This window comes from Kingella negevensis (assembly GCF_030177895.1).
In the GTDB taxonomy this organism is placed as follows: Bacteria; Pseudomonadota; Gammaproteobacteria; order Burkholderiales; family Neisseriaceae; genus Kingella_C; species Kingella_C negevensis.
Map to the genome: position 1 here is coordinate 1,335,741 of NZ_CP123448.1, position 19,608 is coordinate 1,355,348.

The window sequence follows — 19,608 nt, forward strand, 5'->3', positions numbered from 1 at the left end:
TATTCAATGATAGAATACGCCCTATTTTATTTTTATTTCCCAAACAAACCGTTATGAAACTGTCTAATATTCGCCCGTTTCCACTTGCCATTTTACTGGCAACCAGCATACTTTCAGGCTGCCCTACTTTGCCTAAAGCAGGCCCAAGTTTACGCACCGTAAGCAAAATGCCAACGCAGCCAGCCGTGCAAACCGAAACAGAACAAACCGCAGAAGCCTTACCAAAAGTAGCCATTGTGGACATGAATGACGCAGTTTCACTAAACTTAGCGCGTGGTACAGCCAACCAATCTTTAGCAGATTTAGCAGACGGCAGAACCTCAAATCCCGATTCTGTCGGCATGGGTGACGTATTAGAAATTACACTTTGGGAATCGCCACCAGCCGTTTTATTCGGTGGTGCAATTAACTCATTAGGTTCAGGCACCTCTCAAACCGTGCGCTTGCCTGAACAAATGGTCGGGTCAAACGGCACAATTTCCATTCCCTTTTTAGGAAACATCAACGTGCGCGGCAAAACACCACAACAAATCCAAGCACAAATCGTGTCAGGATTGAGCCGCAAAGCGCATCAACCGCAAGCCTTAGTGCGTGTCGTGCAGAATAATTCAGCCAACGCAACCGTGATTCGCGCAGGCAGAAGCGTACGCATGCCATTAACTGCGCACCGTGAGCGCGTTTTAGATGCAGTGGCAGCAGTGGGCGGCGTGGAAAGCGGCGTGCAAGACATTTCATTGCAACTGACTCGCGGCAACCAAATGCGTACTGTTGCACTGGAAAATGTTACTTCAGACCCAACACAAAACATCGTGTTGCGTTCAGGCGATGTTTTAACCATGCAATCCAATCCTTTAAGTTTTACGGCTTTGGGTGCTGTGGGCAAAAACCAACAAGTTAATTTTGCTGCAAAAGGCATGAAGTTAAGCGAAGCATTGGGCGCAATTGGCGGCTTGCTGGACGGACGTGCAGACGCGCGTGGCGTGTTTGTATTCCGTTATCAAAAACTGAACCGCTTGCCTGAAGCCGAACAAATAGCGTGGCGTAATGAAGGCTATTCAGATTTGATGGATATTCCCGTGGTTTACCGTGTAAACTTAGCTGAACCACACTCAATGTTCTGGTTACAACGCTTTGCAATGAATGATAAAGATGTGATTTATGTGGCGAATGCGCCTGCATCTGAAATGCAAAAATTCTTGCACTTATTGTTCTCGCCAGTGGTTAGCGGTGTGAATAGTGTGAATAATTTAACCAACTAATATTTTCAGGCTGCCTGAATAGTTTTTCAGGCTGCCTGAATATTTAAATGATTGCTTCCGCAAAGGAAACGAAAAAAATGTCTGAAAATCAAGAAAATCCAGTAGCACAAGAAGAACAGCCTAAAATTCTGCCAACACCTGCGCCTGAACCTGTGATTGAGAAACCCGTGAAAAAATCCAAACCATTCAACTGGTTGTTATGGGTCAGCGTGATTTTACCAACTGTTTGCTCTATCACTTATTTTGGCTTTATCGCTGCCGACCAATACGTTTCCGAATCTAGCTTTATTGTTCGTTCTGCCAACAACCGTTCTGGTGGCTCAGGTTTAGAAGCCCTATTCCAAAACGTCGGCATGTCGCGCTCACAAGACGATTCTTATGCGGTTCAAGAATACATGCGTTCTCGCACCGCACTGAACGAATTGTCTAAAACCATGAAAGTACGCGATTTTTACGAACAAAAAGGCGATGCGTTCAGTCGTTTCAACGGCTTTGGTTGGGAAAACTCTGAAGAAGCGTTTTACCAATATTATCGCGGCAAACTGGGCATTAACTTGGACTCTGTTTCTGGGATTACTACTTTGCGTGTGCAATCGTTTGGTGCAGATGAATCGCAAAATATCAATGCAGCTTTGTTGAAAAAAGGCGAAACATTAATCAACAGCATCAATGAACGCGCTCGCAAAGATACGGTGAAGTTTGCAGAACAAGCGGTTGAAACAGCTCAAGAAAAAGTGCAAGAAGCCTCTTCTGAATTGATGAAATTCCGCACCACTAACGGCGTGTTGGATTTGAAAGAACAGTCGGGCATGCAATTGTCGTTGGTGTCTAAACTGCAAGATGAATTGATTGCGATTCAAACGCAGCTTGACCAAGTTCGCGCCGTAACGCCTGATAACCCACAAATTTCAGGTTTGGAAACACGCGAAAAAAGTTTGCTGAAAGAAATTGCGCGTCAAACCAAAATGATGACGGGCGCGACAGGTAAATCTATCGCCAATAAAGCAGCAGAATATCAACACCTTGTTTTAAATAACGAATTGGCTGAAAAACAATTAACCATTGCGATTAGCTCATTGGAAACGGCAAAATCTGAAGCAGACCGCCAACAACTTTACTTGGAAGTGGTTTCACACCCAAGTAAACCTGATATGCCACAGTTGCCTAATCGTTTGTATAACATCGTTGCCACCTTTATTATCGGCTTGATGGTTTACGGCATTTTAAGTTTACTGTCTGCCAGCGTGAGAGAGCATAAAAACTAATGAAACAGCCGCCATACGCTGCGGAGGAGAAATCACTGCTTACGTTCAAACAGATTGTTGGCATGAAATTAGCATTATGGTGTGTCTTCCTGCAACAATCTGTAAAAAACGTATGGCGTACTTCCCCAAAAAAGCAGCCTGAAAAAAAGAAAACTCAAGTTTTCAGGCTGCCTGAAAAGGGCAAACCTCGTTTCACACGCATTGTTTTCTCAAATACTTCGCATTCTTCACAACCTTTATTACAAGAGGTGGTGCTGGATAAAACGCAACGGTGGAAAATGAAATTAGCCCTGCATTGGCTAGGAATCACACAATCTCCGCGTTATCAAACACCCGCACCACCGCCTTCTAAAAAGCCCAATCCTATGTCCCACACACCAGTGAAACAACTGCACAATACATCATTTTGGGAATCCCTGATGATACAAAAACGCGTAATCGGTGCGCTGCTGATGCGCGAAATCATTACGCGTTATGGTCGTGCCAATATTGGTTTTTTATGGCTGTTTATTGAACCATTAGCAATGACTGCCATGATTGTCGCCATGTGGAAATTCATGCGTGCCGACCAGTATTCATCATTGAATATTGTCGCTTTTGCATTGACAGGCTATCCCATGGTGATGATGTGGCGCAATGCTTCCAACCGTGCGATTGGGGCTATTTCTGCCAACCAAAACCTACTGTATCACAGAAATGTGCGCGTATTAGATACCATATTTGCTCGAATGCTATTAGAAGTAGCTGGAGCGACCATCGCACAAATCGGTATCACCATCGTGTTAATCCTGATTGGTTGGATTCCTTACCCAGCAGATGTGTTCTATATGTTGCTCGCATGGATACAGATGTCCATTTTTGCTTTTGCACTTGGATTAATTATTTGTTCTATTGCATTTAAATTTGAAGTATTCGGTAAAATTTGGGGGACTGTTAGTTTTGTACTGATGCCTATATCAGGTACATTATTTTTCGTGCATACCCTGCCGCAACAAGCACGTGATTTAATGCTCAAAATACCCATGGTTCACGGTACAGAAATGTTTCGCCACGGCTATTTTGGCGCATCAGCCATCACGCACGAAAACCCCTATTACCTATTATTATCCAATCTCATTTTGCTCTGGCTAGGTTTAGTCCTCGTCAATAACTTCAGCAAAGGAGTAGAACCTGAATGATTATTGTAGACCACGTCAGCAAACGCTATCCCACCCGAAACGGCATGAAAACCGTCCTAAACGACATCAATTTCTCCATGCAAAAAGGCGATAAAATCGGCATTTTAGGACGAAATGGCGCAGGTAAATCCACACTCATTCGCCTGATTAGCGGCGTAGAACCCCCAACAGAAGGCGAAATCCGCCACACCATGAGCATTTCATGGCCGCTCGCCTTTTCAGGCGCGTTTCAAGGCAGCTTAACAGGCATGGACAATCTTCGTTTCATCTGCCGCATTTACAACGTAGATATTGACTACGTTTGCGACTTCACCGAAGAGTTTTCCGAACTCGGCAGCTACCTAAACGAACCCGTAAAACGCTATTCCTCAGGTATGAAAGCACGGTTAGCCTTCGCACTCTCATTAGCCGTAGAATTTGACTGCTATCTGATTGACGAAGTGATTGCCGTGGGCGATTCCCGTTTTGCCGCCAAGTGTAAATACGAACTGTTTGAACGCCGCAAAGACCGTTCCATCATTCTTGTATCGCACAGCCATCACGCCATGAAAGAATACTGCAACAACGCCATGGTTTTAGACGAAGGGCATATGCACCAATTTGAAAACATGGACGATGCATACGCGTTCTATCATTCCAAACTGTAAACACAAAACGCAGCCTGAAAACCATTTTTCAGGCTGCATTTATATAATCGACCATGCAACTAGACAAAATCGCCAGCCACAATCCCCAGCTCAATAACCTACTACAACTTTCCCGCTATTGGCAGCAGCTAGACACCCAAATCAAACGCCTATTGCCAGCCAACTTGCACCCCCATTTTCACATCGTTTGTATTGAGCAAGACACGCTGATTATTCACGCCAGCGCACCCATGGCAGCTTCACGCCTCAAAATGCTCATGCCTACTTTGTTGCCCCAAATCCAAAAAATCAACCAGCAAATCGGCAAAATCCAAATCAAAAATCGCCCCAAAAACACCGCACCTACGCCACCCAAAAATTTCCACATCAGCCCCAAATCACTCAGCTATTTTGAACAAACCGCCCAGCAACTCAGTCATCACCCAGAACTTGCCCAAGCCATACAAAAATTAGTTGAACACAACCGCTAACGCAGCCTGAAAATATCAAAAAGTTTGACGTGAATCAAAATAACAGTCCCCTGTATCAGCGCATAATGATACCGTTTTAAAACACGCATCTATTGCAAATATTTGACTAACCTAACAGAAGGAAATGATAATGAAACGTTATTTAGCTTTGATGACAGCCGCAACTTTAGCCTTGAGTGCATGTGGCGATAAACCAGCACCAGAAACATCTCCTGTGCCAGCAGAAGCCAGCGCACCAGCCGCTTCAGAAGTAGCCCCAGCAGCAGAAGTATCAGCAGCCACTTCTTCAACGCCAGCAGCCGCAACCAGCGATTGCTCAGTCGTAGTCAACAGCAACGACGCTATGCAATTTGACACAAAAGAAATCGCCGTTAAATCAAGCTGCCAACAATTCACCATCACCCTAAAACACACAGGTAAAGCCCCAGCCGCTGCCATGGGACACAACATCGTTATCAGCAAAACAGCAGATAAAGACGGCGTTGTTTCAGACGGCTCATCAGCAAGCCAAACTAATTACGTGAAACCAAACGATGAACGCGTGATTGCAGCAACTAAAATCATTGGCGGCGGCGAAGAAACCAGCGTAACCTTGAACCCAGCTAAATTAGCCAAAGGCGAAGCATACGATTTCTACTGCACATTCCCAGGTCATTCTTCATTAATGAACGGCAAAGTAACTTTAGTTGATTAAAACAAAAAGCAGCCTGAAAACTTTTCAGGCTGCTTTCTTTATAGAGAATCCAAATATTCCACAATTTCCGCCGTGTTATTCAACACAATCGCGCCAGCTTCCAACATCTCACGCCAAGCCATCGCCACTGTTTCGTGCTCAATGCCACGGCATGCTGCGCGGTTCACAATCACCTGCCAATCACCATTTTTGAGCAACTGCAAAACCGTTTTCTTCACGCAATAATCGGTTGCTAAACCGCCCACAATCAGCGTGGTCGCGCCTTTCACTTTTAGCCACTCAATCAGCCCTGTGCTGAGCTTTTCCTGCAAATCATGGAAACACGCGCCATACGGGTGCATATCCAATTCCACCCCTTTCCACACACAATAATCATATTCCGTAACCGCAGGCAAACCGTCCAGCAACTCAAAACCCATGCTGCCGACCATCGCATGAGACACCCAAGTTTCCCGCGCATTGGGTAAACCCGTTTCCTGTAACTGTTCGTCTTGATTTGCACACAACCAGCGAGCTAACGGACTGTGCGCGTCCTTACTCATCACGCGAAACTGCGCCAATTTTGCCTGCGCGTTCAGCTCATCAACAATCAAATGCCCGTCAATCACAGGCAATTCATCGGGGCAAAGTGGCGTAAAAGTTTTTTGAGCATCAATATCAAGGGAAATAATCATAGCAATTACTGGGAAAAGTGAGGTTTATACAAGCTGAAATTTTATCACGCAGCCTGAAAACGAAAAACCCGCTTTAAATAAAGCGAGTTTCTCATCATAACCAAATTAATGGTCGCTACCCATGCGCTCTTTCACAACCAAGTTAGCTTTTGTTTGTTCACCAACATAAACCAATTTTTGTGCATCGTCGTTTTTATGTGTGAAAGCAGATTGGTTGGCAGAAGTCGCTTGCAATGCTGGGATTTCATTGTGGTCTGGTACTTGACGGTTGTAATGGTCAATATCGCGAGCCATTGCAGAAGTAGAGATAACAGTTGCCAATGCGATAAGTGCTAATTTTTTCATTTTGTTTTTCCTTGTTTGGAGTAATTTGTTAAAGTGAATGCAGTATAGTGCTTTACCCAAGATGAATAAATAGCCATTTAATTGAATCAGTTTTTACCAAAAGTTAATAATTGCAGCCTGAAAGTCCCTATCCACTTTTCAGGCTGCCAAAATTCTTTTAAGATAAAACACTTAATCACTACAAGATTTCGCCTCATGGACAACAGCATTATTGAACTCCGCCACTTACGCACCCTATTAGCATTAGAAGAAACAGGCAGCGTATCCTTGGCAGCAGAACGCGTATTTCTCACACAATCCGCCCTATCCCACCAAATTCGCGTATTAGAAACCTATTTCGGCACGCCCTTATTTGAACGCAAATCCACTCCCATTCGTTTCACACCAGCAGGCGAACGATTGCTCAAATTAGGGCGCGAACTATTGCCCCGCGTTGCCCACGCAGAACGCGATTTAATGCAAATCGTGCAAGGCGAGGCAGGCGAACTGCGTTTAGCCGTAGAATGCCACACCTGTTTTGATTGGCTCATGCCCGCCATGGGCGTGTTTCGCCCGCAATGGCAACAAGTGGAATTAGACATTGTGTCAGGTTTTCAAGCCGACCCAGTGGGTTTATTGCTGACCAATCGCGCCGATTTAGCCATTGTTTCCGAAGACACACCGCAAGCAGGCATTGTGTATCAACCCCTGTTTTCCTATGAAATGGTCGGCATTTGCGCCCCAGACCACCCTTTAGCGCAAAAACTGGTTTGGCAGCCTGAAGACTTTATCCATGAAACCTTGATAACCTACCCCGTGCCAGATGATATGCTGGACTTGCTACGCAAAGTCTTGTTCCCGAAAAATATCCACCCTACTCGCCGCAACAGCGAACTAACGATTGCGATTGTGCAACTGGTCGCCAGCCGCCGAGGGATTGCCACTTTGCCGCATTGGGCGGTTATGCCGTATGTTGAGAAAAATTATGTGGTTGAACGCAAAATCACAGAGCATTCGCTGCAAAGCAAACTCTATGCAGCCATGCGCGAAGAAGACAAAGATTTGGCGTATTTGAATGATTTTTGTGAGATTATTCGCAGCGAAAGTTTTGCGAATTTGTCTGGTTTGAGCGTATTAAAATAACAGAAAGCAGCCTGAAAACTATTTCTCAGGCTGCTTTTATATTGTACGAATTAAATCGCCATCAAATCTTCTTCTTTGGCTGCCAAAATTTTATCCACTTCAGCAATCGTTTTATCCGTCAATTTTTGGATGTTTTCTTCTGCACGACGTGCATCATCTTCAGAAATTTCTTTGTCTTTCAACAATTTTTTGATGTGATCATTCGCATCACGGCGCACGTTGCGGATTGAAACGCGACCGTCTTCCGTTTCGCCACGCACCACTTTAATCAAGTCTTTGCGGCGTTCTTCGGTCAGCATTGGCATTGGCACGCGAATCAAATCGCCTACTGATGATGGGTTCAAGCCCAAGTTTGAATCGCGAATGGCTTTTTCAATTTTCGCAGCCATATTGCTTTCAAATGGTTTCACGCCAATCGTGCGTGCGTCCAACAAAGTTACGTTACCCACTTGGCTCACTGGCACTTCGCTGCCCCAGTATTCCACAGTAACTTGGTCTAACAAACCTGTGTGCGCGCGACCTGTGCGCACTTTTGCCAAGTTTTCTTTCAACACTTCTAATGAGCGTTGCATTTTGCTTTCTGCTGATTTTTGAATGTCGTTAATCATGTTTCTCTCTTTAAAATGGTTTTCAGGCTGCCTGAAAATAAAAAACAAAATTATAACAGAGTTAGGGTATGTGGACATTTCATGTCGCGGTGTCTTTTTAGCGCAAATACGCGACTACTGCGTTGAAAATACGCGTAAGGTGTTCAACCTTGCTTGTATTTTCGCCTTGTATTTGCGTATTTGCGCTAAAAAATCCAGCACTCGAATGAAATTGCCCACACGCCCTAATTATTTTTCAGGCTGCGTTATTTAGACGTGCATGCTTTCATTACCTCAATACACTGCTGAATATCATCAAACGGTAGCTTTTTCAGTTCAGACAGGGGTAAATCCCACCATTTCAATGCCAGCAATTGCTCAATGGTTTTGTCATCAAAACGCATTCGCATGACACGCGCTGGCACACCAGCTACCACAGCATAAGGTGGCACATCTTTGGTAACCACTGCGCCTGCGGCAATCACTGCGCCATCGCCCACATTCACGCCGTTCAAAATCATGGCTTTTGCGCCAATCCACACATCGTTACCAATACTGACGGATTGATGAAATTGCCATTTTTTGCGCTGAATCTCGGAATATTCAGGATAGCGCGTAAACAGGGAATTGGACGTAACAAATGGGTGTGTACTTAAATATTCCATTGGGTGCGAAGCCAAACCAATTTCCACAGAACGCCCAATCGAGCAAAATCTGCCAATACTCACATTGGAATACACCACGCAGCCTACGTTTAGATAGGAAAATTGCCCAATGCTCACATTGCCATAAATGGTGGAATTGTCTGCAATATCAACAGGGTGTTCAAAGCGCACGGTGGGTGCGAGATAGGTGGATTTGGCAATGCGTCCACCTTTGGCAAACACTTCTTCTAAAGTGGTGTCTGCTCTTTTAATGTATTGTCGTTTCGGCATATCAATCTACCATTTATGCTTGAATAAATACTGCAACAGTCGTACCGATAAATGTTTAGAATCGGCAAAGAATAGGCGTGGATTGTTTACCAATTTACGCATTTTGCGATTGCTTACGTTGCCGTTCAAAACCAGCGACACGTTTTCTGAAATTTTGATTAATGTGCAGCTGCTGGTCATCGGGGCAGGCAAGTTGCTTAAACCTGTTTGCACTTGAACGGGACCGATGTTGGCGCTCACAATAGGTTTTATCTTTTCCACTTGCCTGAGATGTATTTCACCTGTGGCATTCGGTTTGGTTTTCACGGCTGGCGGTTCAACCAATGGAATGATATTCACAGGTTCAAAGATATGGCGCAGATTGAGCAAACCTGAATTGTGAATAGAAACGGTGTGTTTTTGCAGCAAAATCGTAATAAATTCTTCAAACAAGTCCAATTCTTTCAGCGACAAAATGCCGTTGAGTTTGTTATCGATTAAATCGCAAACCAATTGGTCGATTTGCGTGATGCCGTAATCGTGCGTGAAGCCTTTTTTACCATAAAACGCATTGCCGAGCTGAATGGGTTTCAAGCCTTCAAAGGCAGCTTCCAGCAAACCTTGCGAGTTCAAGCCCAAGATATAAGTGGCTTGGTTGAACAATTGTTTGATTGAGTAATGGTCCACAATCACAATGCGGTTTTGCAATTCTGGGGTTAGGGTGCTGACGAATTTCATCAACACATCTTTTGTGAGCGATGTGCGGATATTGGTTTTCTTTTCTTCCCATGGGTGGGTTTTCAACACCACGTTAAAGCCTGCTGATGTGAGTTTTACCAGCAATTCTTTGTAAACCTGAATGGTGGAAATGCCTAAATTGCGGTATTCCAACACAGAAAAATCGTTCACCACTTGCCCGATAATGGCTACGGTTGGGTTGTTTTCATCAAATTCAATTAGTTCGGAATACGCTGGCTGTTGCACATTCTTGTTTTTCATCATCAAGAACTTGTTAATCGCTTTGGTGCGCTCTTTGTCGTACAAATCGCCTTTTTCCAGTTTTTTCTGATAGCTTTGGTAAACGGCTTTGTGCTTGATGTCGCAATTATTGGCAATGCCTGAATAGCGTTCTTCGCAATAATATTCGTTACCTGTGAACAGGCTCTCCATTACTATCACTTTGGTGGGGGTGTATTTGAGCAGGGAAATCAGTGATTTTTGATAAATCAGGCTGCCTGAAAATACGCAGCAATGTGAAAATTGCTTAAATTCTGCTAGTCGTTTTTTCCAAAAATCCACCCAATACCAAGCGGCTGCCATGTTTTGCAGTAATTCGGTGCGATTGCGTTTGTATAATTTTTCAACCACGCCCGCTAACGTGGTGGGATAGGCTTCGTTGTACCAAGTATCTTTCACAGAAACATATGCCAATAATTCGGCACGACTGGTTTCAAATAAATTGATTTCGTGAATTTTAAATTCAAACAATTCTGCTTGATTTAAATGAGACAACACTTCAATTTTTTCACTCAGCAAAGGCAATTTGCTGTCATACACGCCATAAAGGGCAATCCAATCTTTATGGCTGTCTTCAAAATGCACGGTGGCTTTTTGTTGTTCAACAAATGTGAAGAACGAACCAAAATTTCGTTGGTTAATGTGCAGCGAATCTGCAACCAAAATAGATAACGCCATTAAATCTCTCCCGCAATGATTTTACGGTAAACCGCTAAGTTGCCTTCCACGCTTTGTTGCCAAGTAATCGCCAATTCAGGCAGCGTGTGGGCATTGTCCAAAATAACTTGAAATTGTGCTGGGTCATCAATACAAATTTCGTGGATTCGTTCCGCGTCCGCATCAGCGTCTAATGTTAAGAACAAGCCGTTTTCGCCATCTTGAATCACGTCTTTTGGAATGCCGAGTTTGGACGAGAAAATCGGGGTACCTGTTGCCAAAGCTTCTGGAATATTAGCTGGGCCGCCTTCGTGGCTGCTGCACATCAGCAACACGTCAATTTCATCATAAAAACTTTGGAACATGCGATAGGGCAAGCGTTCATAGGCTTTGGCTTCGTAGCCGAGTTCACGCATGGCAATTGCACTGAATGTGCGGTCTTTGCCAACAAAGATGAAATCAAAATAATCAGGGTCTAGGCGTTTGGCGAGTTCCAGCAAATACGCTTCGCCTTTCACGCGGCGACCATAACGGCGTGATGCGATGCCGAATGTGATTTTTTCTTTGTCGCGCGCTTTGGGGTGGTATTGCAACACAGAGTCGTTGTAGCCATGCGGCACAACAAATAACCTTTCAAGCTGCAAACCTTGTTGAATTAAAACTTCTTTTTGTGAATGATTTAAGCAAACAATACCTGCGGATTCCATATAGCGCGGAATAAAACGAAATTTGGCATGCCAAGGGTCGGGGTCGTTCAAATCGTGATGAACGGTGCAAACGGAATTGGGAAGCAGTTGCTCTTCCAAATGGGGGCGGTGATAATGATAAACCGCAGCATTTGGCAACGGTGTTACGCTGACGATATGGTCAAATTCTTCTGAACCAAATTGCGTGAAGTAATCCACAATCGCGGAGAAAATGCCGCTTGCAATATCGCGCGACATTACATGATTGATGATTTTTTTGGGTTGTGGGACGCTAGGGGTTTGTTCGGTTTCCATGTTGTTTCGCTTAAATCAAATCAAGATGCTGGGAATTTTTGAAAAATTATAACAGAGATTGGTTTATTTTCAGACTGTGTTTCAGACTAATTTTTCATATTTCAATATAAAAACAATCATGTTGTATTTTCGCTATTTAAAATAATGCAGCCTGAAAATCACTTTCAGGCTGCATGAATATTTAATTGTGTACCAAAGTACCTTCGTCTTTACCCAGAACCACGTCTTTCAACGCACCTTCTTTATGGATACTGAACACCACAATATTCAAATGACGTTCTTGGCACAACGTGAACGCTGTTGTATCCATCACTTTCAATTTTTTCTGAATCGCTTCATCAAACGTAACCGATTGATAACGTGTTGCAGATGGGTCTTTTTTCGGGTCAGCCGTGTAAACGCCGTCCACGTTTGTCGCTTTCAACATTACTTCACAGCACATTTCCGCGCCGCGCAATGCCGCCGCCGTGTCGGTTGTGAAGAATGGATTGCCTGTGCCGCCAGCGAAAATCACAATTTTGCCCTCTTCCATATATTGAATGGCTTTCGGACGTGCGTACATTTCCGCCACTTGTTGCATTTGCAATGCCGTTTGCACACGCGCTTTTGCACCTGCGCTTTCAAAAGCGTCTTTCAATGCCAACGCGTTCATCACAGTCGCCATCATGCCCATGTAATCCGCCGTTGCTCTGTCCATGCTGCCAGCTTGTGAAGACACACCACGGAAAATGTTGCCGCCGCCAACCACAATACCTACTTGTACGCCCATGTCCGCAATTTCTTTCACTTGCGCCACAATTTTCATAATCGTTTTGCGGTTGATACCAAAAGCGTCTTCGCCCATCAAAGATTCGCCTGATAATTTCAACAACACACGTTTATATTTCACATTTTCCATTATTTTGCCTTTGCTACTGTTGGGTTAATTCGGGGGCGGATTATACACGTTTTCAGGCTGCCTGAATGATGAAATGCAGCCTGAAAACGTGTACACTTCGCGCCTTTGCAACCGTTTCTCTTTGATTATGAATTTACTTTCGGTTTTGGCGCGATTGAGCAGCATGACCATGCTTTCACGCATTATGGGGTTTATCCGCGATGCGATTGTGGCGCGATATTTTGGCGCAGGCGCGGCGATGGACGCGTTTGTGGTGGCTTTCAGGCTGCCTAATTTATTGCGCCGTATTTTTGCAGAAGGCGCGTTTTCACAAGCATTTGTGCCGATGTTGGCGGACTACAAACAAAACAAATCGGACGAAGAAACGCGATTATTCGTGCAACACGTGGCAGGTATGCTGACGTTTGCGCTGTTCATCATCACGGCGATTGGCGTGTTTGCCGCGCCTGCTGTAATTTGGGCAACGGCAAGCGGTTTTGCGAAAGACGGCACGCGCTTTGATATTGCGGTAGCGTTGTTGCCGATTATTTTTCCATATATTTTGCTGATTTCGCTGTCGTCTTTTGTGGGCAGTATCTTGAATACGTACAATAAATTTTCCATTCCTGCGTTCACGCCTGTGTTGCTGAATGTATCGTTTATTGTGTTTGCGCTGTTTCTCACGCCGTTTTTCAATCCACCGATTATGGCGATGGCTTGGGCGGTGTTGGTTGGCGGTTTGCTGCAACTGGGGTTTCAGTTGCCGTGGTTATACAAGCTGGGATTTTTCAGGCTGCCAAAACTGAGTTTTCACGATATGGCAGTAAACCGTGTGATGAAACAGATGATTCCGTCCATTATCGGCTCTTCCGTGGCGCAGATTTCGCTGGTTATCAATACGACTTTCGCATCTTATTTAGCGGTGGGCAGCGTGTCTTGGCTGTATTATTCTGACCGTTTGATTGAGCTGCCTTCGGGCGTGATTGGTGCGGCTTTGGGAACGATTTTGCTGCCGAGTTTGTCCAAACACGCTGCGGCGGATAATGCACAGGAATTTTCTGCGTTGCTGGACTGGGGTTTGCGCTTGTGTTTGGTGCTGATTTTGCCTGCGGCGGTGGGGCTGATGGTGGTCGGTTATCCGTTGGTGGCGACGCTATTTATGTACCGCGAAGTGTCGGTGCATGACGCGCAGATGATTCAGTATGCGTTGATTGCGGCGGCGGTGGGTTTGCCTGCGATGATGATGGTGAAGATTTTTGCGCCGGGGTTTTACGCGCGCAAAAATGTGAAAACGCCTGCGAAAATTGCGATTATTTCGCTGGTGTGCACGCAGTTATTTAACTTGGTTTTGGTGTGGAAAATGCAGCACGTTGGGCTGGCGTTGGCGGTGGCTTTGGGGGCGTGTGTGAACGCTGGGTTGCTGTTTGCGATGTTGCGGATTCATGGGATTTATCAGCCGAAAGCTGGGTGGCAGAAGTTTTTGTTGCGCGTGTTTGCAGCATTGGCGGTGATGGCTGGCGGTTTGTGGGCAACGCAATATTTTGCGAACGTGAACTGGGCTTCGTTGAGAGGTCATCATCGTGCAGCGATTTTGTTTGGGCTGATTGTGTTGGCAATGGTGTTGTATTTTGGGACGCTGATTGGCTGCGGTATGCGTCCGCGTGAGTTTAAGCGTAGTGAAGCGCATTAAGTTTTCAGGCTGCGATTAGGTTCGCAGCCTGAATTTTTTAATTTTAATTATTAACTAGTAGTAAAAACTTATTCAATAAAATTGCTATTTATTCATCTTGAGCAAAAATTTATACTGCACTCACTTTAACAAATTATCCAAACAAGGAAAACGAAATGAAAAAATTAGCACTTATCGCATTGGCAACTGTTATCTCTACTTCTGCAATGGCTCGCGATATTGACCATTACAACCGTCAAGTACCAGACCACAATGAAATCCCAGCATTGCAGGCCACTTCAGCAAACCAATCAGCATTCACGCACAAAAACGACGATGCACAAAAATTGGTTTACGTTGGCGAAACAACAAAAGCTAATTTAGAAGTAAAAGAACGCATGGGCAGCGACCACTAATAAAAAAATATCAGAAAGTAAGCAAAACCAGTTTGATTCAGTCAAACTGGTTTTTTCACGCAAAAAAGCAGCCTGAAAATCACTTTTCAGGCTGCTTAAACGTTTACCGGCAACTGGAAACGTTCGCTCCCCTATAATTATTCATTAATGATGACTATGCCCCACTTGGAAAGTCAAAGTCGTGTAATTTGCAATTTTTTGACAAACTTTTTGGTCTGGATAATCTGATTTGTGTTCCACATTCGCTTTCCAGAAACCTTGTCGCAACGGAATGATGGAAACTGTGCCATCATCAGCCGTAGTGTCTGAAAACGCTTGAGCTTCCACTTTGTGCGTTTTACTGCGGTCGCTGTTATCAAAACCGTCAAAAGTGGCGGTTAAGGTTACGTTTGGCAACGGTTCGCCATTGAGCAACACTTTCACTTTAAACGGTTCGCCAACGTGAATATTGGCTGGATTGTCTAGCGGCACAATTTCCAACATTTGCCCCACTTGTTTGGTAATCACAGCCGTGTCCGCGCTGTCATGCCCCACGTTCACAATATTTTTGCCGTACATACGTGTTTGTTCGCAGTATGTCGCGTCTTTCATTTGCTCCATGCTTTCACGTTTCCAGCCTGAAGCGTTTTTTGACCAGAATGTTGGCTGATATTCCGCCACAACTAAATAGCTGCCCTCAGCCACAGGCTTTGCACTTTGATATTGATAATTGTGCATGCCTTTTTGTAGCAAATTTTGTTTGCCTTTTTCCGTAATCAGTTGTAACGGTTTAAAGATATTCAAGCGTTCTTTAGCGATTGGCTCAAATTCTGGAAATTCGCCGTAGCCCAATTCCGCTTTTAGAATTTCGCCGCCGTGCGTGTGGTCGGTAGAAACCCAAACGCGGTGTGCTTGTGCAGAAAAAGTCGCCGCGCACAATAATACTGCCAACAATGTTTTTTTCATGTTTTAAAATCTCCCTTGCTATTAGGGTTGCTATGTTATGGTGTAACATAAATTTTGTAAAGTGATTTTTACATTCTGTATAAAATTAAAATTGCACTATTTTATTTTGAATTTATAGTGAATTCACTTCAAACTAGTACAGCGTTACCAACGCCCTTATGTACCACGCGTACACGACGGGCGTTGTCGCCTTGTCCTAATTTGAATTGAATCCACTATACTATATTATGAAATGATACAAGCCAAAAAATGGTCGTTAGCCATGCAACCCATTTAACTCACAAAAAAAAGGCTACCTAAAAAAGTAGCCTGAAAATCTTGATAAAGGAAAGAAATATGTCAATGAAAAAACAGTAAGGAAATTATACACTAAATTTACATAAGCATACGAATATTTAATATTTAATGTTTCACTGTAATTGATGAAACAACAGAAGTTGCCGTATTCGCAGCAAGGCTGGCTTTCAGATAAGAGCTAGCCAAATCAGCACAACTGCCGCAGCAAGTTGCCACACCCAGCTGATTTTTTAAATCCGTTAATGATGATGCACCTGCGGCTACAGCCTCTTGAATTTTGCGGTCAGAAATCGCGTTACAAATGCAAACAAACATGATGTGTTCCTTGTTCAAATATTATTGAGAATTAGTATTGATACGATTCCGAATGATAATAGCATTCATTTAAGTTTGCAATAAGAATTTGCGCCGTTTCCCCAGCCGTAAAAATCGCCTACAATTCAACCCTATTTTTCAGGCTGCAAATATCATAAAACGCAGCCTGAAAATCCCGTAGGGTGGATTCAACCCACCAAAATTTTCATCTATTCAACAAATTGGTGGGTAGAACCCACCCTACAGATAACCGCAGCCTGAAAGTCCCCACAAAAAATGTTCGCACCCCAAGAATCCCACTCATCACTCTTAAACAATCTCAACCCTGAGCAACTCGCCGCCGTTACCTACCCACCGCAATCCGCACTCGTGTTAGCAGGCGCAGGTTCAGGCAAAACACGCGTGCTGACCACCCGAATCGCATGGCTTTTGCAAAACAGCATGGCAAACGTCCACAGCATTATGGCGGTAACCTTCACCAACAAAGCCGCCAAAGAAATGAAAATACGGCTGAGTGCCATGCTGCCCACCAATCTAAACGCCATGTGGCTCGGCACATTCCACGGCTTGTGCCACCGTTTTTTGCGACTGCACTACCGCGACGCAGGTTTGCCACAAACTTTCCAAATCCTAGATTCCGCCGACCAACTTACCCTCATCAAGCGCATGCTCAAACAAATGAACATCGCCGAAGAAACCCTAGCCCCACGCGTGTTAATGGGTTTCATCAACGCCCAAAAAGAAAGCGGCTTACGTTCAGGCAGCCTGAACAGCAACAATCCGCACGAAAACCGCATGATTCAATGCTATGCCGAATACGAAGCCATTTGCCAACGCGAAGGCGTAGTTGATTTTGCCGAACTCATGCTGCGTAGCTACGAAATTCTCAATGCCAACGAAGTGTTACGCACCCACTACCAACAGCGTTTCAAGCACATTTTGGTGGACGAATTTCAAGACACCAACAAACTCCAATTCGCATGGCTCAAACTCATGGCAGGCGAACACAGCGCAATTTTTGCCGTTGGCGATGACGACCAATCCATTTACCGTTTCCGTGGCGCAAACGTAGGCAACATGGCAGATTTTCTGCGTGAAAACCACATCGCCGCACCGATTAAGCTAGAGCAAAACTACCGCTCAGTTGGCAATATTCTCGCCGCCGCCAACGCAGTGATTGAAAACAACGAAGAACGGCTAGGCAAAAACCTACGCACCGAAGCCGAAAACGGCGAAAAAATCCGTTTTCTCTCTGCCTACAACGACTTAGAAGAAGCCAGTTTCATCGTAGAAGAATGCAGCAGCCTGAAACGCGAAGACGTACCGTTGAGCCAAATCGCCGTTTTGTATCGCAGCAACGCCCAGTCTCGCGTGATTGAGCAGCAACTTTTTCAGGCTGCGATACCGTATAAAATCTACGGTGGCTTGCGATTTTATGAACGCCAAGAAATCAAACACGCGCTGGCGTATTTGCGTTTAGCCGTGAACCCTGATGATGATAACGCCTTGTTGCGCGTGATAAATTTTCCGCCGCGCGGCATTGGTGCGCGTTCGATTGAGAACATTCAGGCTGCCGCTTTAGAACAAGGCGTGTCTTTGTGGCAAGCCACTTGTGGCATGGGCGGCAAAGCAGCCAAAATCGCCGCGTTTGTGCAACTGATTGACGCATTGCACGAGCAAGTTGGCACGCTGACTTTGCCTGATATTTTGCAAAACGTGCTGGATATGTCGGGCTTGTATCGCCATTACCAAACGCAAAAACAAGTGGCGGAACAAGAGCGCACGGAGAACTTGGACGAGCTGATTAACGCGGCACATTTTTTCAAACCCGAAGACAGTACGTTTGAAACGCTGCCTGAAAATGCAGCGGACAGCCCTGAATTTGCGATTTTGGCATTTTTGAGCAACGCATCTTTGGAAAGCGGCGAAATGCAGGCTGGCGAAGGACAAGAAGCGGTGCAACTAATGACAGTTCACGCGGCGAAAGGCTTGGAATTTGATGTGGTGTTTTTGACGGGATTGGAAGAAGGGCGTTTCCCGAGCGAATTGAGTTTGAACGAGCGTGGCGGTTTGCAGGAAGAACGCCGCTTGATGTATGTGGCGATTACGCGTGCGCGCAAGCGTTTGTATTTGACGATGGCGCAGCAGCGTATGCTTCACGGCAGTATGCAATTTGGGGTTCAATCGCGATTTGTGGAGGAAATTCCTGATGATTTGCTGCGGTATTTGTCTGCACCGAAAAAAGCGGTTTCTGCGTTTTCAGGCAGCCTGAAAAGTGATTTGCAGCCTGAAAAAGATATTTATCAGGAAAATACGCGTGAATATGATGGCTTTAAGTTGGGCGATAATGTGCACCATGCGAAATTTGGCATGGGTGTGATTGTGGCGGCTTTGGATAAAGGCAAAAGCGCGAAATTGACGATTAATTTTGGGGCGCAGGGAATGAAAGAATTGGATAGTGCGGTGGCGAAATTGGAGAAGGTGTGAGCATTTCAGGCTGCGATGATTTTGCAGCCTGAAAAATACACAAATGCAAAAATGCCCTGCGGCGTAGACCACAGGGCGTTTTACATAATTAGTTAAACTAACTAGTTAGAAGTACCTTGTTTAGGTTTAACCTTATGCAGCTGCAGGAGTACCTGTGCATTCAGCTGGCAAGAATTTAGCTTTGAAACCGCTTGTTTTTTGGCTAGCAGTACATGTCCATTCACCAGTAACTTTACGAGTCATAGTCAAAGTAGAGCCATTCAAAGCTGAGTTAGCATTTTTCTTGCCACCAGATACGAATGTGTAAACCAAAGTACCAGAACCAGTAGCTTTCAAATCAGCTTTCAAAGTACCCAAGTTAGAACCATTAGAAGTAACACCGATGTAACCAGGGTCGCTATCTTTCAAGCTAGGAACGCGACCTTCGAACAACTCAACGTCAGCCAAGCGAACTGCGTTTTTCAATTCTGAGTAAGCACGAGTAACTTGTGATTTAGTGATGTAGTCTTGGTACATAGGCAATGCGATAGCAGCCAAAATACCGATAATAGCGATTACAATCATCAACTCGATCAATGTGAAACCTTTTTGCATAGTTTTCATGTGTTTTATCTCCAAGATATAAATTAAATCAGCACATGGGGTTAATGAATATGCGCTTACCTTACGTGCTGTAGATTGTGGGGTAAGTGCCTTGTGTGATTGTTATTGAGCATAGGCGGTGCCAGTTGCACAATGTTATCAAAATATCTGATTTTTAAATAATTTTTAA

The 19,608-nt window shown here is 44.6% G+C and carries 20 protein-coding genes; 10 read left to right on the top strand and 10 right to left on the bottom strand.

The window, feature by feature from the left end:
- The first annotated feature begins 53 nt into the window (after nt 1-53).
- The 6 genes from QEO93_RS07380 (at nt 54) to azu (ending at nt 5,513) form a co-directional block, all read left to right on the top strand.
- Complete coding sequence (locus tag QEO93_RS07380) at nt 54-1,259, top strand: polysaccharide biosynthesis/export family protein (protein WP_044250019.1); 1,206 nt, start codon at nt 54-56, stop codon at nt 1,257-1,259.
- A 77-nt stretch (nt 1,260-1,336) separates the two neighbouring features.
- Nucleotides 1,337-2,524, top strand: a complete 1,188-nt coding sequence (locus QEO93_RS07385) for a capsule biosynthesis protein (protein ID WP_081906838.1) — start codon at nt 1,337-1,339, stop codon at nt 2,522-2,524.
- Between the two features lie 380 nt (nt 2,525-2,904).
- The gene (locus QEO93_RS07390) at nt 2,905-3,702 is read left to right on the top strand and encodes an ABC transporter permease (RefSeq protein WP_085815741.1); all 798 of its coding nucleotides are present in this window, start codon (nt 2,905-2,907) and stop codon (nt 3,700-3,702) included.
- Entirely contained in the window at nt 3,699-4,349 is a 651-nt protein-coding gene (locus tag QEO93_RS07395) for an ABC transporter ATP-binding protein (protein ID WP_085815691.1), read from the top strand. Before QEO93_RS07390 ends, QEO93_RS07395 begins: the two co-directional genes overlap by 4 nt.
- A gap of 53 nt (nt 4,350-4,402) precedes the next feature.
- Nucleotides 4,403-4,819: a DciA family protein gene (locus tag QEO93_RS07400; protein WP_032136550.1), complete on the top strand. Its 417-nt coding sequence runs from the start codon at nt 4,403-4,405 to the stop codon at nt 4,817-4,819.
- A gap of 130 nt (nt 4,820-4,949) precedes the next feature.
- On the top strand, nt 4,950-5,513 hold the full coding sequence (azu, locus tag QEO93_RS07405; RefSeq protein WP_032136549.1) for an azurin: 564 nt from the start codon (nt 4,950-4,952) through the stop codon (nt 5,511-5,513).
- Nucleotides 5,514-5,551: 38 nt separating this feature from the next.
- On the opposite strand, the gene QEO93_RS07410 is transcribed toward azu, so the two are convergent.
- Nucleotides 5,552-6,187 carry an isochorismatase family protein gene (locus QEO93_RS07410; RefSeq protein WP_032136548.1) on the bottom strand — a complete coding sequence of 212 codons (636 nt, stop codon included), beginning with the start codon at nt 6,185-6,187 and terminating at the stop codon, nt 5,552-5,554.
- A 105-nt stretch (nt 6,188-6,292) separates the two neighbouring features.
- Complete coding sequence (locus tag QEO93_RS07415; protein WP_032136547.1) at nt 6,293-6,532, bottom strand: hypothetical protein; 240 nt, start codon at nt 6,530-6,532, stop codon at nt 6,293-6,295.
- Between the two features lie 195 nt (nt 6,533-6,727).
- Between QEO93_RS07415 and QEO93_RS07420 the strand changes: the two genes are divergently transcribed.
- Nucleotides 6,728-7,654, top strand: coding sequence for a LysR family transcriptional regulator (locus tag QEO93_RS07420; RefSeq protein ID WP_032136546.1), 927 nt, complete (start codon nt 6,728-6,730; stop codon nt 7,652-7,654).
- 50 nt (nt 7,655-7,704) lie between these two features.
- Here the strand turns inward: QEO93_RS07420 and frr are convergent, their stop codons facing one another.
- From frr to pyrH, 5 genes are all read right to left on the bottom strand, one after another.
- Nucleotides 7,705-8,262, bottom strand: a complete 558-nt coding sequence (gene frr / locus QEO93_RS07425) for a ribosome recycling factor (RefSeq protein ID WP_032136545.1) — start codon at nt 8,260-8,262, stop codon at nt 7,705-7,707.
- Between the two features lie 245 nt (nt 8,263-8,507).
- Complete coding sequence (locus tag QEO93_RS11695; protein ID WP_081906830.1) at nt 8,508-9,176, bottom strand: CatB-related O-acetyltransferase; 669 nt, start codon at nt 9,174-9,176, stop codon at nt 8,508-8,510.
- Between the two features lie 6 nt (nt 9,177-9,182).
- Nucleotides 9,183-10,850: a capsular polysaccharide export protein, LipB/KpsS family gene (locus tag QEO93_RS07435; RefSeq protein ID WP_085815692.1), complete on the bottom strand. Its 1,668-nt coding sequence runs from the start codon at nt 10,848-10,850 to the stop codon at nt 9,183-9,185.
- Nucleotides 10,850-11,830: a glycosyltransferase family 4 protein gene (locus tag QEO93_RS07440; RefSeq protein ID WP_044250017.1), complete on the bottom strand. Its 981-nt coding sequence runs from the start codon at nt 11,828-11,830 to the stop codon at nt 10,850-10,852. The genes QEO93_RS07435 and QEO93_RS07440 overlap by 1 nt, the downstream gene beginning before the upstream one ends.
- 181 nt (nt 11,831-12,011) lie before the next feature.
- Nucleotides 12,012-12,728 carry a UMP kinase gene (gene pyrH, locus QEO93_RS07445; protein ID WP_032136543.1) on the bottom strand — a complete coding sequence of 239 codons (717 nt, stop codon included), beginning with the start codon at nt 12,726-12,728 and terminating at the stop codon, nt 12,012-12,014.
- A gap of 127 nt (nt 12,729-12,855) precedes the next feature.
- Here pyrH and murJ point away from each other — a divergent pair, with 127 nt between their 5' ends.
- Nucleotides 12,856-14,397: a murein biosynthesis integral membrane protein MurJ gene (gene murJ / locus QEO93_RS07450; protein ID WP_085815742.1), complete on the top strand. Its 1,542-nt coding sequence runs from the start codon at nt 12,856-12,858 to the stop codon at nt 14,395-14,397.
- 155 nt (nt 14,398-14,552) lie between these two features.
- A complete protein-coding gene (locus QEO93_RS07455) occupies nt 14,553-14,792 on the top strand; it encodes a hypothetical protein (RefSeq protein ID WP_085815693.1) in 240 nt (79 codons plus the stop codon).
- A gap of 144 nt (nt 14,793-14,936) precedes the next feature.
- Here QEO93_RS07455 and QEO93_RS07460 read toward each other — a convergent pair whose 3' ends face one another.
- Nucleotides 14,937-15,737 (bottom strand): DUF4198 domain-containing protein, encoded by an 801-nt coding sequence (locus QEO93_RS07460; RefSeq protein ID WP_032136541.1) that lies wholly within the window; start codon nt 15,735-15,737, stop codon nt 14,937-14,939.
- Between the two features lie 402 nt (nt 15,738-16,139).
- A complete protein-coding gene (locus QEO93_RS07465; protein WP_032136540.1) occupies nt 16,140-16,349 on the bottom strand; it encodes a (2Fe-2S)-binding protein in 210 nt (69 codons plus the stop codon).
- Between the two features lie 276 nt (nt 16,350-16,625).
- Here QEO93_RS07465 and QEO93_RS07470 point away from each other — a divergent pair, with 276 nt between their 5' ends.
- Complete coding sequence (locus QEO93_RS07470; RefSeq protein ID WP_085815694.1) at nt 16,626-18,836, top strand: UvrD-helicase domain-containing protein; 2,211 nt, start codon at nt 16,626-16,628, stop codon at nt 18,834-18,836.
- A gap of 132 nt (nt 18,837-18,968) precedes the next feature.
- On the opposite strand, the gene QEO93_RS07475 is transcribed toward QEO93_RS07470, so the two are convergent.
- On the bottom strand, nt 18,969-19,439 hold the full coding sequence (locus tag QEO93_RS07475) for a pilin (RefSeq protein WP_085815695.1): 471 nt from the start codon (nt 19,437-19,439) through the stop codon (nt 18,969-18,971).
- Nucleotides 19,440-19,608: the final 169 nt, after the last annotated feature.